The organism is Mucilaginibacter sp. KACC 22773 (assembly GCF_028736215.1).
In the GTDB taxonomy this organism is placed as follows: Bacteria; Bacteroidota; Bacteroidia; order Sphingobacteriales; family Sphingobacteriaceae; genus Mucilaginibacter.
On record NZ_CP117883.1, the window covers coordinates 1,559,833 to 1,575,932 of the forward strand.

General features: G+C 42.5%; 9 protein-coding genes. 4 read left to right on the forward strand and 5 right to left on the reverse strand.

Features of this window, described 5'->3' with window-relative positions:
* Positions 1-170: 170 nt before the first annotated feature.
* The 3 genes from PQ469_RS06860 (at position 171) to PQ469_RS06870 (ending at position 5,775) form a co-directional block, all read left to right on the forward strand.
* On the forward strand, positions 171-2,948 hold the full coding sequence (locus tag PQ469_RS06860) for a TonB-dependent receptor (RefSeq protein ID WP_274212276.1): 2,778 nt from the start codon (positions 171-173) through the stop codon (positions 2,946-2,948).
* Between the two features lie 11 nt (positions 2,949-2,959).
* On the forward strand, positions 2,960-4,342 hold the full coding sequence (locus PQ469_RS06865) for a hypothetical protein (RefSeq protein WP_274212277.1): 1,383 nt from the start codon (positions 2,960-2,962) through the stop codon (positions 4,340-4,342).
* Between the two features lie 95 nt (positions 4,343-4,437).
* A complete protein-coding gene (locus PQ469_RS06870) occupies positions 4,438-5,775 on the forward strand; it encodes a histidine-type phosphatase (protein ID WP_274212278.1) in 1,338 nt (445 codons plus the stop codon).
* A gap of 149 nt (positions 5,776-5,924) precedes the next feature.
* Here the strand turns inward: PQ469_RS06870 and PQ469_RS06875 are convergent, their stop codons facing one another.
* The 5 genes from PQ469_RS06875 to PQ469_RS06895 form a co-directional block, all read right to left on the reverse strand.
* Positions 5,925-6,365 (reverse strand): Hsp20/alpha crystallin family protein, encoded by a 441-nt coding sequence (locus PQ469_RS06875; protein WP_090644174.1) that lies wholly within the window; start codon positions 6,363-6,365, stop codon positions 5,925-5,927.
* Positions 6,366-6,724: 359 nt separating this feature from the next.
* A complete protein-coding gene (locus PQ469_RS06880) occupies positions 6,725-8,167 on the reverse strand; it encodes a RagB/SusD family nutrient uptake outer membrane protein (protein ID WP_274212279.1) in 1,443 nt (480 codons plus the stop codon).
* 26 nt (positions 8,168-8,193) lie between these two features.
* On the reverse strand, positions 8,194-11,607 hold the full coding sequence (locus tag PQ469_RS06885; RefSeq protein ID WP_274212281.1) for a TonB-dependent receptor: 3,414 nt from the start codon (positions 11,605-11,607) through the stop codon (positions 8,194-8,196).
* A 131-nt stretch (positions 11,608-11,738) separates the two neighbouring features.
* A complete protein-coding gene (locus PQ469_RS06890; RefSeq protein WP_274212282.1) occupies positions 11,739-12,818 on the reverse strand; it encodes a FecR family protein in 1,080 nt (359 codons plus the stop codon).
* A 65-nt stretch (positions 12,819-12,883) separates the two neighbouring features.
* Positions 12,884-13,465, reverse strand: coding sequence for an RNA polymerase sigma factor (locus PQ469_RS06895; protein WP_090644191.1), 582 nt, complete (start codon positions 13,463-13,465; stop codon positions 12,884-12,886).
* A gap of 698 nt (positions 13,466-14,163) precedes the next feature.
* On the opposite strand from PQ469_RS06895, the gene PQ469_RS06900 reads away from it, so the two are divergent.
* A complete protein-coding gene (locus tag PQ469_RS06900; protein WP_274212283.1) occupies positions 14,164-16,029 on the forward strand; it encodes a PAS domain-containing sensor histidine kinase in 1,866 nt (621 codons plus the stop codon).
* Positions 16,030-16,100 lie beyond the last annotated feature (71 nt).

The window sequence follows — 16,100 nt, forward strand, 5'->3', positions numbered from 1 at the left end:
TAAATAATTCTGTAGCAAATTTGTGTTTTTTAAAATTGAAACAGCTTTGTTACGTAAAAAGCTATTTGTTATTGGTTTTTTAACCTTGCCTAACAATATGTTAACGTTAGGTTTATTTAATCATTAAACCGCCGGGGTTTCTTTGCAGGGATTTTTAATCCCCCATGATAATGAAGAAACTCCTACCCCTATTAATTATCTTCCAGTTTGCTATCAGCAGTTTTGCTTTTGCAAGTGGAACGATTAAAGGAACCGTTACCGACAGAAAAACAGGCGAGCCACTGGTTGGTGCCACCGTTAAATTAAAAAGCAAAGATAAAGGTTTCAAAGCGTCAACCGGCGTTGGCCTTGATGGTACTTTTGTATTTAAAAATGTACCCGCGGGTAATTACGAAGTTGAGGCAGACTACATTTCTTTTGAAGATGATGAAGCCAATGTAACCGTGCAGGATGGCGGTATAACAAACGTTAAATTATCTTTAAAAACAAAAGAACACGCCTTAAACGAAGTAGCCATAAATGGCCGCGCCGATAAAAGTACAGATCAGTCGGCCACCACTGCCCAGCGCAGGTCGCCGGCTTTGTTAAATGTGGTATCGGCACGCACCATTGAAGCATCACCCGATATTACCATAGCTAATGTTACCCAACGTGTATCGGGTGTATCGGTTGACCGCAGCACCAACGGCGAGGCACAATACGCTATCATTCGCGGTATGGATGCGCGTTACCAGTATACATTGGTAAATGGTGTTAAAATCCCCAGTCCCGATAATAAAAACCGTTATGTACCGCTTGATATTTTCCCGGCAGATATTGTCGACCGTTTAGACGTTTCCAAATCGCTTACGGCAAATATGGAAGGCGATGCTATTGGCGGCGCCATAAACCTGGTGTTGAAAGACGCGCCGGATGATTTTACCGTTCGTGCCAACCTGGGCACGGGTTTGGCGGCCAACTTTTTTAACAAAGGCTTTACCAAATTTGATCATAGCGGTAGCTTACAAACCTCGCCACGTGCCGATGGCCGCATAGCTACCGGTGCCGATTTTACAACCGCTCCATTTCATTATAGCGAAAACAAGGTGCCTTTAGCTACTATAGCTGGCTTAAGCATAGGCGGCCGCAGCGCCAATAAAAAGTTTGGGGCCTTATTATCTTTAAGCTATCAAAATACGTACAGGCAAACCAATGGTACATTTTTTAGTACCGAGGTTAACCCCGCAAATAACGAGCCGCTGGTTACCGATATTGAAAAACGTAATTACAACATCCAGCAACAGCGTACGGGTGTTATTACCAAGTTTGATTACCGTATCAACAATGCCAATAAGATTACCCTCGACCTGGATTATATCAACCTTGCCCAAAATACCTACAGGTTTAGCTCGGATACCAGTTTAGAACTTGGCCGCGCAGGTATTGGCACCGGCCGTGTAGGCCAAACCTACCGCAGCGACAGGACAATACAAACCATAAAAAACGGCAATTTACATGGCGACCATAGGCTAAACGATAACTTCAGCATTAACTGGACGGCTGTTTACTCAAAAGCTACCGCCAATGAGCCCGATAGGGCCGAACTTAACCTGAATACCGGCCGTAACGTTCAATCAGACGGTACTATTGTACAGGCCCCTTTTACTTTTGATGCCAATAAAGCCCAGAGCCGCACATTCACCAAAAACTCTGATGAGGACAAAACAGGCTTCCTGAACTTTATTTATACACCAACTTTGTTCGATACTAAATTTGAATTAAGCGCAGGTGGTATGTACCGCGATAAAACAAGGCACAGCAGCTACGATGAGTACGACCTGAGGCCAGGCGCCGCAAACACGGCCCAAACTTTTAACGGCAATGTTGATTTAAACACTTTCGATTTATTTAACACCCAGGGCACGCCAACCAATGCGCTTAATTACGATTTTACCGAAAAGGTTGGCGCCGGATATGGCCAGGTTAAGTTTACCACAGGTAAATTATTAACTATTGCCGGCTTAAGGTATGAGCATACCAGCCAGGCCTGGCATACGCAGGCTGACGCTTCGGTAGAAGGTAAAGACGGAACAATCAGATATTATGATTTACTACCAAGCCTAAACTTTAAATATCAGTTTAATGAAAAGCAGGATCTGCGCCTGTCGTATTACTCGGCCATCAGTCGTCCAAACTTTTATGAGCTGGTGCCGCATACAGCCGGCGACCCGGATGCACTTTATGACGAATTAGGCAACCCGAACCTGAAACGTATCACCGCCGAAAACTTCGACTTACGTTACGAGTTATTCCCTAAAGCGCTTGACCAGTTATTGGTTGGTGTGTTTTACAAATCAATAAACAACCCGGTTGAATACGCCATCGAAAAATCGGGAACAAGCTACGTATTAAGGCCGGAAAACTTTGGCAATGCCCACAACTACGGCTTTGAGGTTGATTACACCAAATATTTCAGAAGTTTTGGTATCCGTGCAAACTACACCTACACCAACTCTAAAATAACAACAGATAAAGAAGAAGATTATCGTAACGACCAGGGACAGGTAACACACCGTACTGTGCAACAAACGCGTTCGTTACAGGGCCAGTCAAAAAATATTGGTAACCTTTCATTACTGTATCGCAGCGTTAAAAACGGGCTTAATGCACAGTTGTCATTTGTATACACCGGTGCAAGGTTAAATACCGTATCGCCATATCTTAATAACGATATCTGGCAAAAAGGTTTTACAACGCTTGATCTATCGGCCGATAAACGCTTGTTTGGCAACCTGTACGTATATGCTAAGGCAACCAACCTGTTGAATACCCCCTATGAATTAGAGATCAGGAGGCCTTACCCAACAGATGCGGTAAATGTTGAACTGCAAAAAGCGGGCGAAAACACAGCTGTACGTAAAGACCTTTACAAACAATATTACATACTTGGTTTACGGTATAAATTATAATGACATTACAGATGAAAAGCTTAAACAAAATATTTTCCGCATGCCTTATGCTGTTAGCGCTAAGTGCATGCCATAAAGCCGAACTGGCAATTATTTCGCCACCATTGCACCAGGTGAGTAACGGTATCACTTCTGATACCCTTAAAGGGGCCGTAAAAGGCACTATGCTCAGCGGTAAAACTTATTACTTCAGCAGCGATATTACTGTAAATGAGGGCGACACCCTGCAAATGGAGGCCGGTGTAAAGCTGATAGCCATAGGCGATGGTAAAACCTACCAAACGGCGCCCGAAATTATCATGCACGGTACTTTTATCAGCCTGGGTACAAAGGATGAACCCAACTATATAACCGTACAAAATGCCGATACCTATCACACCGAGGCGAACGCGCAAAACTATACCAACGTTTTTAAAGGATACTGGGGTGGTATTGTTTGCTGGCCCGACCCTTCATCGAAAAGCGCTACCCCAGGCGGCGATCTGATTATTAAATGGACACACCTTGAATTTGCGGGTGGCCCTGCAAGCGGTAACGAAACTGGCATTTACTCCAGCGGCGACCCCAGGTATATCATTTATTTTGCCAACATCAACAGGAACTTTATTTTAGAAGATTCATGGGTGTTTGGCGCGAAGGATGATGCCATCAGGGTAGCAGGCGGCAAGATTAGCGTAATGCGAAATACCTTTGAACTTTGCGGACAATCAGGAGGCGAGTTTTTTAATATGAAAAGCGGCACCGTGGGCGATTTGGCTTATAACTTTATGATAGGTGCTGCTACCAACGCTTTAAAGGCATCTGATGCCGGTAGCTCGGGCACTCAAACCAATGTTAACATGTACAACAATACCCTGGTTAACTGCGGTTTCAGGCAAACAAAATCTGGCCGTGGGGGCTCTATCAATTTTGAAAAGGCGGCACGGGGAACAGTTTATAATAACATTATTGCCAACTGCCGGTTCGGCCTGCGTTTAACCGGCGATGCGGATTTAATTAACATTAAGTACAACAATCAATATTATTACGGACAAACCCAAAAAATAGTCGACCTGTTTAATGCAGCTGATGGCGTATCCACTTTTCAATCGGCTGATGTGCATTCAACCACGCCAAAAGATAATGATCCCTCATTTTATGGCTATGATCTTAGTGCTTTTGATTATACAGCCAACCCTGGCCCGATGACGGTGTCATTACAGACACCGGCCGCGGTAATGGTTGGTACATCAAACTTCAGGTTAAAATCGACATCGAAAGCGCTTAAAGCGGGCAAAACTGATTTTACACCAATGCACGCGGTAACTGCAACCGGTACTTACGGTACGAATATTACCCCTCCGGGTAAAGATGCCGGCGCTTATCAGAATGATTTTACAGGTAACCAGCATTAAGCCTAAAGCCCCTCTAAATCTCCCCCCGGTTGGGGAGACTGTTAATTAGTATTTCTGAGCCCTCCCTTTTAGGGAGGGTTTGTTAATTTGAACCCATGAAAAAAGCTTTCTTATATCTTCTGCTCATTTCTGTATCAGCTTTCAATGCTCATGCCCAGGATTGTGGTACCGCTTTTTTAGGCACCAAAACCTTGTATAAAGTGCCGCTTGCCAAATATACACCTGCGCCAAAAGGTTACCGGCCGGTGTTTATTAATCACGTGGGCAGGCACGGGGCAAGGCATTTAACTAAGGATGTAAATACCACTGCTATATACGTCATTTTATTAAAGGCCGATAGCGCAGGCATGCTTACCGAAAAAGGCAGGTTGCTTAAACAAATGGTGCTTAACCTGCAAAAGGTAGAGAAAGGAAACACCAAATCCATATCTGCCGAGGGCCGTACCGAATTACAGCAAATAGGGGATAGGATGTATCGAAACTACAGCAACATATTTGCCGGCCATCCCAAATTAAAAGTAACAATCACCAAAGAGGTACGCACTAAACAAAGCGCCGATGCTTTTTTGTCGGGGTTGAAGGCGGGTTTAAAAGATTCGGCTCAGATAACGGAGGCCAATGATGACTTAAACCTGCGGTTTTACGATGAATCGCCGGCTTATACAGCTTATAAAGACGGCGACGATTGGGAAAAATACAAAGCTATTATTGCCAAAGCCGAACATATTGAAGAGATCAACAAAAATATTATCGCCAAATTTTTCACGCCTGATTTTGTGAAAGTACAGGATAAAAAATGGGCTGATAAAATAGTAAGTGATATCTGGGGGTTTGCAACTATAGTATATTCGTTAAAGGAAGAAATCAACCAAAAGGGCATCGATCCCAAAGATCTTGACTTTACCCACTTTTTTTCCTGTGATGAGCTAAAAGCTTTGGGGCGCGCCGATGCCGCTGAAGATTTTTTGGTAAAAGGCCCCGGTATAAAACCCAATGGCATCCAGGTAAGTATAGCTGCGCCTTTATTAGCCAATTTTATAACCACCAGCGATGATTTTATAAAAACCGGAGCAATTAGCGCCAACCTCCGTTTTGCCCATGCCGAAACTATTTCGCCTTTTGCGGCATTGTTGGTAATTAAAGGCGCCGATAAGGTATCGCCAAACATTAACCAGTTTGATGCCAATTGGCGGGCTTCAAACGTAGCCCCGCTAAGCTCAAATATCCAATGGATATTTTATAAAAAAAGGGGATCGGCAAGTTACCTTGTCAAGATACTACTAAACGAGAAGGAAGCGCATATCAGCGGGTTAAAAACAGGTTTCCCATATTACAAATGGGCCGATATACGCCAATTGTATATGACCAAACTTGCCATGCTAAATTACAAACCGGGCGACGATGCTGCTGCGTTTTTAAAGGAGTTAAAATAGCTTTTTGTACGCTCGGTACCCGCAGCCGTTACCCCAGGGATTAAGTTAACTTCTTCAGTTTTTTTATGTCCTTTTTGGCCTGCGGGTAAATTACAAGTACAAAAAAGCCCCCTTATCCAGGAGGCTCTTAAACTATAAATCAGAACATGTTATTTAATTTCAATTTGCCTGCTTACAGATTTGGCTTCTTCTTTTTTGGCAATGTTTACCTTAAGTACGCCATCGGTGTAAGTAGCTTCAATGCGATTGTCATCTGCGCTTTCAGGAAGGGTAAATGATCTCACGAATGAGCTATAACTGTACTCGCGTTTGCTGTAATTTTTTTTCTCGTTATTGCTTTCTGACAATTGTTCAACAGAAATGCTCAATACATTGCGGTCAAGGTTTAGTTTAAAATCTTCTTTTTTTAAGCCGGGTGCAGCCAGTTCAATATGGTAGTTTTCGGCTGTTTCGCTAATGTTAGCGGCAGGCACGCGGGCCACCATACGGTCGTTTAAAAAAGTGTCGTTAAAAATGGAATCAAAAACGTCATTAAAGCCTGGCAGTAATGAGTTGCTCCTTTTTTCGGGATTAAATTTAACCAATGTCATAGGTTGTCCTCCTAAATAAATTTAATGATTGAACTTGTAATTAATTAAACTTCAGAACTTCGCGTTCTGATAATAACCCAACAAGTAAAATGCCAGAAGCTAAAGCGGCTTAACCGACTGAAAAAATTTCATATTCTGTGAAAAAATTGCAGGTTATGGCTGTCACAAATTCAAATATAACGCGGGTTATTCATTACCGTCCATAAATAATCTAAATCAAATATTAGGAGCCTATCCCAATAGCCCCTCCTAAAAACACAAAATCCCGGATGAAACCACATCCGGGACTTGTATATTAACTACTTTGCCAACAGGGCACCCCGATAATTATCGGGGCGGCGCCGTAGGGGGTTATGTCATTAAAAATTAGGATTGGCATCCTGTTCAGATTGTGGAATCGGGAATAGTAAATGGTTATCATCAACAGTGACACTAACTTTGGCCATAGCGGCTTTCAGCCGTCCCAAACGTAAAAGGTCCCAGCGGCGTTGCCCTTCTCCGCAAAGTTCACGCGCCCGTTCGGCCAGTAAGGCATCTATAAACGCATCAGGGGTGGGGGTATTGGTAATATTTAGTTGGTCTGTTGGCAATGATAAACCCGCCCGTGCCCTCACTATATTTATCCCGTTAAACTTGTCGGGGTCAGCTGGATTGATGTTATTCATGGCCTCTGATTGCAACAGGTAAATTTCGGCCAGGCGTAATACAAACCAATCACTCCGTGAATTATTATCCTGCTTCCACTGGCTGTCTCTGAATTTATAAATAAAAGGGGTTACCGTTTGGGTTACACCTTTATTATCAACCGCCTGGTTAGATATGCTATAGGTTTTGCGTATATCTCTGTCGCCATCGGGAAAGCCATTATTGAAAAAGTTGTTCTGGGCAAAAAATGAGCCGTACCCGCCTAAAACAGTTGGATAAAACATCCGCAATATAATATTACCAACATTGGGCGCTGTGCCAAAGCGTACCGCAAAAACTATCTCTTTGTTATATTTATTATCCGAGCTGAATATACTGGCATAATTGGTAAGCAAGCTGTATGAGCCGCCGTCGTTAATTACTTTATTACATTCGGTAAGCGCGTCCTGGCTATCAGTAGCTTTTGCTGCCCCTGATTTAGCGCGTGTTAACAGTACCTTTGCTAACAGGCCAGATGCTGCGCCCGAAGATACCCTTCCCTTATTGCCGGCAGTAATATTTTTTTCGGCATAGCAATTGGCTTCGGCATACTGAAGATCGGCAATCACCTGGTCATAAAGAGCCGCAAGTGAAGCTTTTTTTGGATACAGATCGGGCGAGGTTGCGGTAACAGGTTCTGTAATAAGCGGCACTTCCCCAAAAGCAGTAAGCAGATTAAAATAGCCTAATGCACGCAAAAAGCGGGCATTACCAACAATATTTGCCTTCTCAACCGGGTCCATCGAAATCGGCGGAACGTATTTGATAACATCATTGGCATTCTTGATCATTTTGTAATCATTGATGTACCAGTTGCCAATTTCGCCATTAACCGCGGCAAAAGTATGGTTGGTCAGCGAGTTCCTGTCGGTTGAAGAACCAGGTGCCGCATACATCAGGTCCGATGCATTATCAGATACGATGTAAACCGTACGCTGATAAAAGGTTTGAGGTTGCATCGTGCTGAAAACTCCGTTTAAAGCCGCAACCGCATCGCCCTGGTTTTTATAAAAATTGGAGGGCGTTAAAAAGCTATATGGCTGTTCGGTAAGGAATTTCTTACACGAGGTAAGGCTGATAGTAACTATCGCCACAGCCATTAAAATTCTTATCTTCATATGAATGATATTAAATATGTTTTTGTTTAAAATCCTATTTTCACTCCCAATAAAAAGGTTCTTGGCGGCGGATATGAGTTAACGTCGGCCCCAAGGTTTAAGTTCTGGCTGCCTGGGTTCAGGTTCTGCGTACCCGCATTTAAGTTTTGGGCGCCAAAGCTGTTTATTTCGGGGTTATAGCCGGTGTATTTTGTGAAAGTGTGTACGTTTTGGACTGTGACATATACCGTTGAGGTTTTAAATACCCGTGATGTGGGCGAAACAGGTATATTGTATCCCAGCGATATGGTTTGTATCCTCAAATAACTCCCGTCTTCCAGGTAATTATCTACCACGCCGGCGTTGCGTATAGACGTGCTGAGTACCCTTGGAACGGTGTTGGTGCTGCCGGCGCCGTTCCAGGCATTTGCCATATAGCTGTACACGTTTGCTGTAGTACCGCTGCTGTGTGCATAGCTGGTAAGGTTTAGCACCTTGTTGCCTTGTACCCCCTGGGCAAAAATGGAAAGATCGAAGTTTTTGTAAGATAAAGTATTGTTTATGCTGAAAATAAATTTTGGAGCTGCCTGCCCGATAATTTGCCGGTCATTACCGTCAATTATTTTATTGCCGTCAACATCTCGAATGATGGCGTCGCCCGGTACTACGCCTGATATGCCTGCTGCAGCAATTTGCGCCTGGGTTTGGTATATGCCATCAAAATGATAGCCGTAAAACGATCCTATAGGCTGGCCAACCCGCAAAATAGAAGGTGCAAGGCCGTTGGTTGCAATGTATGGACCGGTATTACCAACCAGTATATTGTTGGTGCCATTCATATCCAATACTTTGTTCCGGTTGGCGGCATAGGTAAGGGTGGTATTCCAGTTGAAATTCCGCGATTCAATATTTCTTGTAGTTAAAGAAAATTCGATACCGTGGTTTTCAACCTTTCCCGCATTAAGCAAGATGCTTGAAAAACCCGACGATTGAGGTATCGAAAAATTAAGCAGCAGATCGCTGGTTGTTTTATGATAATAATCGGCAGTAAGGCTGATGCGGTTATTAAATAATCCCATGTCGGCGCCTACGTCAAAAGAAGCTGTAGACTCCCAACTCAATTTAGGGTTAGCAATATTATTTGGCTGTACGCCAACCACACGTGTTGCCGACGTGCCTAAAGTGTAGCTGTTTATGCCATATTGAGATAATGATTGATATGATCCTATTTCCTGGTTACCGGTAACCCCGTAGCTGGCCCTGATTTTCAGGTCTGATATTTGTTTTATGTTTTTAATGAATTTCTCTTCCGATGCCCGCCACGCGAACGCTCCGGATGGAAAATACCCCCATTTTCTTGTTGCACCAAAACGGGAAGACCCATCAGAACGCATGGTGAAAGTAAACAGGTATTTTTCCATCAGCCGGTAATTAATCCGCCCAAAATAGGAGGCAATAGTATTCCTGTACTTGTTGGATTGGGGCGTTAAAACATTGGCGCCTAAAGCCAGGTTGTCGGTGCCTAAATTATCTGTAAAAAAGCCCTGTGCACTGCTGCTGAATGCCTTGGTTTTAAACTCCTGTAATGAAACACCGGCTACCGCATCAATTACGTATATTTTGTTGAATTGTTTATTGAAGGATAATGTATTTTCATTTAACCAGCTATAGCTTGTATTATTGGACGAATAAGCCGTTCCGCCGGTTTGCTGCCCTATGTAAATAGTGGTAGGCAGGTATGAATTTTCGTTTGCGGTATTATAATCAACCCCAAAACTGCTTTTAAATTTAAAGCCGGGGATAAATTCATACTCGCCAAAAGTATTAATAAGCCCCCGCGAATTGGCAATACGGTCTGTGGCCAATTCAACAGCGGCAACCGGGTTTCCATATGTGCCAACATACGCGGCAGGCGCATTTGCAAATGTATATGCCCCGCTGGCATCGCGTAATGGTGTAATTGGGCTCATGCTTAACGCGCCGCCCGCAGCGCCATATCCTACCCCGGTTATACTTGGGTCAACCGCCTGTACATTATAGGAAATCTGCGAAGAAAAGCCCATCTTAATCTTCTTGCCTATATTCCTGTCCAGGTTTAAACGCACCAGTTCGCGCCTGAAACCCGTGGCCCTCATGATACCGTCCTGGTCAAAGTGGTTTAAGCTGAGGTAGTATCGAGCTTCGTTGGTTCCGCCGTTAAAGCTAAGCTGATAATTTTGTATTGGCGCGGTGCGGTATAGCGCGTTCTGCCAGTCGGTGCCTTTGCCAAACCCGGCAATCTGGTCGTCGGTGTAAGGTAAAGCTTTGGCTGTGGCTGGGTTAGCTGCGTTATATTCGGTATAATATTCGTTCAGGTATTTGCCAAACTGTGTGGCGTCCATAAGGGGGAGTTTGCGGGCTATACGCTGTACACCCGCGTACGATTCAAAATTTATAGCGTGCTGCCCGGCTTTTCCCTTTTTGGTGGTAATAAGTATTACCCCATTGGCACCGCGGCTACCATAAATTGCGGTTGCCGACGCATCTTTTAAAACCTCGATAGATTGTATATCATTAGGGTTGATGGAGGTAAGGTTGCCAACACCTGCAAAACCATCAACAACATACAAAGGCTCGTTACCCGAGTTGATGGAGTTGGTGCCCCGTATGCGGATAGATGTGGCACTGCCCGGCTGCCCGTCTGATTGAGTAAGCTGCAAACCGCTAACCCTTCCCTGCAGCATCTGGTCGGCGCCCAGTACCGGCGTTTTATCCAAATCTTTCCCGCTTATGGAGGCTACTGATCCGGTAAGATCGCTTTTGCGTTGCGTGCCGTATCCAACCACAATTACTTCGCTCAGTTTCTGGCTGGCCTCATCTGTTTTTAAAACTACGTTAATTTGTGTTTTTGTACCAACTTCAACCGTTTGTGTAAGATAGCCGATATACGAAAATACCAGGGAAGCCCCTTCGGGCACCGATACATCGTATTCGCCATTGCCATTAGTTACGGCGCCGCCGTTTGTACCAAGTACCTTTACACTTACCCCCGGCAATGGGCTGCCTTTATCATCAAGCACCCTGCCCTTTACCTGTATGTTTTTAATGACAGAACCCTTCAGGGCTATAATCACCAACCCGTTATCAGTTGTCTGGTAATCAAGGCCGGTATTTTCAAGTATCCTGTTTAATACATCAAGCAGGGGCACGTTGTTAACATCAAGCGTAACCTGCTTGTCTTGCGGCAACAGCTGCTCGCTGTATAAAAAACGGGTTTTCCCTTTTTGCTCAAGGGTGTTAATAGCCTTCCTCAAAGACGCGTCTTTAAGGTTAAGGCTAACCTTAACGTTTTGCGAATAACTGTTTGCCGATACATTCAAACAAAACAGGAAAGTGAGAACAAAAGTCCAGTTAAGCATCAATAAAAATTTTCGGTAATGGGGCACAGAAAATACTTTATCATGAAGTATTTCTTTTTTCATAATTTTACGGTGTTAGTAATTAAACAATCGGTTAGTTATCAGCAACATCCTGTTACTGATTTAATGGATCGATAATACAGCGGGGAATATTCGAGCATTTCCCGCTTTTTTATTGCAACCCTCTTCTCTCTTTAGTTAATGGTCACTACGTCATTGGCGGTTATCTTAAATTTAAATGGTCTTATAATTTGCATTTCTGTTAATGCCTGGGTTAGGGTTTCGTTTTCAAGAATGCCGGTAAACCTATAGCCGGCCGCGGTTTTATTATTAATTTTAAAGGTTACGTTATACCATTTTTCTAACTTGGGTACCAGCTCTTCAAAAGATTCGTCTTTGAAAACCAGTTTGTTTTGCAGCCATGAGGTTTCTTCAATATAATCCTTGTTTGATATTTCAACCGGTTCAATGTTTTCTATTACCAACTGGTTATGAATTGGCGGGGCGGCGCTTTTATCGTTATGCTCATTTAGCACGCTTTCATTTAACGCGAGTTTTTCTTTGGCACGCAGCAATATTTTCCGTTGCGGATCGCTGTTAAGCGATAGCTCGATTAATCCCCTGATGAGCGTTGTTTCGGTAACAGCATCGCCAGGATAGGCTTTAATATTAAAAGCCGTACCTAAAACTTTGACAGCTATTTTTTCGGTATGTATAATAAACGGATGCTTTTTATCTTTAGCTACATCAAAAAAGGCCTCGCCGTACAGCCTTACTTCCCGGCGGTCCTTATTCAGCATGGCTTCATCATATTGGAGCTTGCTGTTGGTATTAAGCCAAACGCTTGTGCCGTCAGGCAGTACTATTTTTTTGCGCATCCGTTTGCCGCATACAATTTCTGTATCTGGTGTGTATGAAACATTGTTGCTTTTTTTATTGCGATATAACAGGAATACGGCAAAACTGGTTATCGTTATCAGCGAGGCGGCCACCAGCCAGCGTGTAACAAGCCTCCTTTTTAAATTGGTGGCTGGGCCTTTCTGGTTATCATCGGCAAACTCATGCGCGTATTTTTGCTCATGCAAGGCAAAAGCTTCATCTATATCAATTTCTTCCTGAAGTTCATCTTTAAAGGTAATTTGGTTTAGCACCTCTTCGTAATACAGGGCTTCGGGAAATAGCGCAAGCAGTTCGTCCAGTTCCAGTAGTTCCTCGCTGGTGGCTTCACCGGCAAGTTTCCTGGTTAATAACTGAATGATCCTTTTCTGCTCCATTAATAACTAAATGTTGGGTAATTAAGCCGAAGGACAACAAAACCAGAAATTCTCCCTAAAAATTTTTAATATTTTTTTACCGGGCTAAGGTTAAACTCCTTTTTAATAGAAACAGACAGGCGCCTGGTGGCAATAACAAGTTGAGCATCAACTGTTTTTATAGATATGTCAAGTATTTCAGAAACTTCTTTATAACTCAGGCCATCTTCTTTTACCAGCCTGAAAATTATTTTACACCTGGTTGGCAATTCGTTGATAGCATTATTAAGGCTTATCCTCAATTCGTCGTTAATCAGGATCCACTCGGGGGTTGTGTTATCAATCCGTAAATTAACTGCAATATCATCCAGTGAAACTATTCTGCCGCCCGAATTCTTTTTTAAAATATTTAAGCACAGGTTTTTTGCAATTACAAAAGCATATACTTTAATATTATTGATGGAGGTAATAGAATCCCGCTTTCGCCACAAAGTAATCAATACGTCAGATGCTACCTCTTCTGCAAGCTCCGGTGATTTTAACAGGCTGTATGAAAAGCGTTTTATTGGTGGAAATAGCAATCCGAATAACTTTTTGTAAGCGGAATAACTGTCGTGCACAGCTATTTCTTTTACAATATCCGTTAAGTCAGACAAATTGCACGACATTTTTGATTGCTTATAATTAAATTAGGTTTATTGCGATACAAGACCGGTATCCAATGATACAAACTAAAATAAAATATTTGTATTAAACTAATGACATTTACATATCGGGCTTACCCAGGGCACAATATGTTAATATGCTATATAGACGGAAATCAATGGATATTTTGAAAAAAACACTTCCAATTCCACTACTTGGCCTGTAAAATGAACCAGGATGATTCAAAAAAGAGAATTAATAAACTTATTAAAAAAATAAAGGATATGGTAATTATGCTGAATGATTAGCCAATTTTGCTTAATTAAATATTGACCTGCCGGCCCCAATGCTCCCGAAAGACTGGTTCGCGGCAGCGAAAAACGAGTAAGGTAACCAGTGAATATTTTAATACCTATTGAAAATCAGTAACTTGTAATAGTGTCATTGCCTTGTAGCGATGACAATATATTTAAAAATAGCTTTTTATATGTTTTTGTAATATGCGTATATTACATTCGGTATGGATAACACCCATCACGTTTAAATAATACGAAACTCGTTTTTATTGCTAAAGAACTTTTTAATTATGACGGGCCTTTTTTACTTAACGTAGATTAACAAACGGAAAATTGCGTTTTCAGGTCCGGGGCAGTATACAGTTGTATTTTTTAAACCAAACGTTATTACTTTCATATTACCTAATAAACCTACATCCCGCAAGATGCAAACACAGGAAAGCAACCATGATAATTTAATGACATTTTTTAATGCCATGGATGAAGTTTTCTTTTCTGTTGATATGGTAAATATGCAGGTATTGCAAATTTCGCAGGCATGCGAAAAACTATACGGTTATAAACCCGCCGATTTTATTGCCGCTAACGGGCTGTGGTTTAATTTGGTGCACCCAGAGGATAACGACATCGTTGTTAATGAACAAAAAAAGTTAGAACAAGGCGAGCAGGCAAGCAGCCAGTTCCGCATTATCCATAAAGACGGAACGACGCGCTGGGTGGAAAAAAAGACTATCCCCATACTGAATCCTTCGGGGAGTTTAATAAGGGCCGAGGGGATTATCAGGGATATCACTTCGGTTAAAGCCGAAAAGGAAACACTAAGGTTAAGTGAGGAGTTGTACCGGCAAATTGTTGAAACCGCCCAGGAAGGCATCTGGACAATTGATGAAAACGAAAAAACAAATTTTGTAAACATCAAAATAGCCGAAATTTTGGGCTACTCCGCAGAAGAAATGATGGGAAAGGAACTTTATGATTTTATGGACGAAGAGGGGAAGGCCTACGCTATAGCCTGCATGGAAAGGCGAAGAAACGGGGCCAAAGAAAATTTAAATATCAGGTACGTTAAAAAAAATGGGGAAGATGTGTGGACAAATATATCTGCCAATCCAATTTTTGATAAAACAGGCAGGTATAAAGGCGCCCTTGCCATGGTTACAGATATTACCCAGAGTAAACAAGATCAGGAAGCGCTTCAAAAATCGGAAGCAAACCTGCGCGCCATTTTCGACAACACCGATATAGCTTATGTGCTGTTTGATGACGAGCTGAACATCGTTTCATTTAACGCGCAGGCGCAAAAGTATTCTGAAGAACGCCGAAATAAAACACTGAAGACAGGCCAGGCCATGAAAGGTTATTTTCCGGCAGAAAGAATGGCTTTTATGGAAGAAATGCTGGATAAAGTTGTCAGGAACGGAAGCGCCGAGTATGAATTAAGTTATCCAAAAAACGACGGCACTGTTGAATGGTACCATATTCAATGGTTTGTTATAAAAAACAGTGAGCAAAATCCCTGTGGTTTTGTGGTGGCTAACAAAAACATTACCGCGCATAAAATTGCCGGGCTTGAACGCGAAAGGATAACAGCCGATCTTATCCAGCAAAACAAAGACCTGGAGCAGTTTACTTATATCATATCGCATAATCTGCGCGCGCCTGTGGCCAATATAATAGGACTCTCGTACCTGGTTGATGAAAAAGATGGCACCTTGACTGAAATGCGTGAAGTGCTTGAAAAAGCCGCCCAATCTGCAAAAGATATCGACACCGTTATACAGGACCTTAACCATATCCTGCAAACCCGCAAGGTGGTAAACGAACAAAAAGAAACAGTGCATTTTAACAACCTGGTAAATGATATTAAGGTTAATATGCAGCATATCATCGCAGATGAAAACGTTTATTTTGAATGCGCTTTTGATGAGGCCAGCGCCATATTTTCCATACGAAGTTTCATGTACAGTATTTTTTACAATATTATTTCAAACAGCATCAAATATCGCCGGGCTGGCATTGTGCCGCTTATTCATATCGAAAGCCATCAGCATAAAGATAAAATAAGACTGACTTTTAAAGACAATGGCAAGGGGATTGATCTTGACAAAAATGCCGCCAGCCTGTTTGGCTTGTACAAACGTTTTGATACCACTATGGAAGGCAAGGGCATGGGGCTTTTTATGGTTAAAACCCAGGTTGAGGCTTTAGGCGGTAACGTAAAAGTAAAAAGCAAACTAACAGAAGGTACCGAAATTATTTTAGAATTTCCCTTTACAAAACCTGGCGACTGAAAGCGGGATAAATATTGAAATTTCGTATTTGCACTCCTGTTATTGTAGCCACATTTGGTGCAGTAGCGAAA

What these genes read in the sequence shown, in the direction of transcription:
- PQ469_RS06880 (WP_274212279.1), bottom strand. Translation starts at nt 8,167, where the DNA reads ATGAAGATAAGAATTTTAATGGCTGTGGCGATAGTTACTATCAGCCTT.
- PQ469_RS06860 (WP_274212276.1), top strand. Translation starts at nt 171, where the DNA reads ATGAAGAAACTCCTACCCCTATTAATTATCTTCCAGTTTGCTATCAGC.
- PQ469_RS06895 (WP_090644191.1), bottom strand. Translation starts at nt 13,465, where the DNA reads ATGTCGTGCAATTTGTCTGACTTAACGGATATTGTAAAAGAAATAGCT.
- PQ469_RS06885 (WP_274212281.1), bottom strand. Translation starts at nt 11,607, where the DNA reads ATGAAAAAAGAAATACTTCATGATAAAGTATTTTCTGTGCCCCATTAC.
- PQ469_RS06865 (WP_274212277.1), top strand. Translation starts at nt 2,960, where the DNA reads ATGAAAAGCTTAAACAAAATATTTTCCGCATGCCTTATGCTGTTAGCG.
- PQ469_RS06890 (WP_274212282.1), bottom strand. Translation starts at nt 12,818, where the DNA reads ATGGAGCAGAAAAGGATCATTCAGTTATTAACCAGGAAACTTGCCGGT.
- PQ469_RS06875 (WP_090644174.1), bottom strand. Translation starts at nt 6,365, where the DNA reads ATGACATTGGTTAAATTTAATCCCGAAAAAAGGAGCAACTCATTACTG.
- PQ469_RS06870 (WP_274212278.1), top strand. Translation starts at nt 4,438, where the DNA reads ATGAAAAAAGCTTTCTTATATCTTCTGCTCATTTCTGTATCAGCTTTC.
- PQ469_RS06900 (WP_274212283.1), top strand. Translation starts at nt 14,164, where the DNA reads ATGCAAACACAGGAAAGCAACCATGATAATTTAATGACATTTTTTAAT.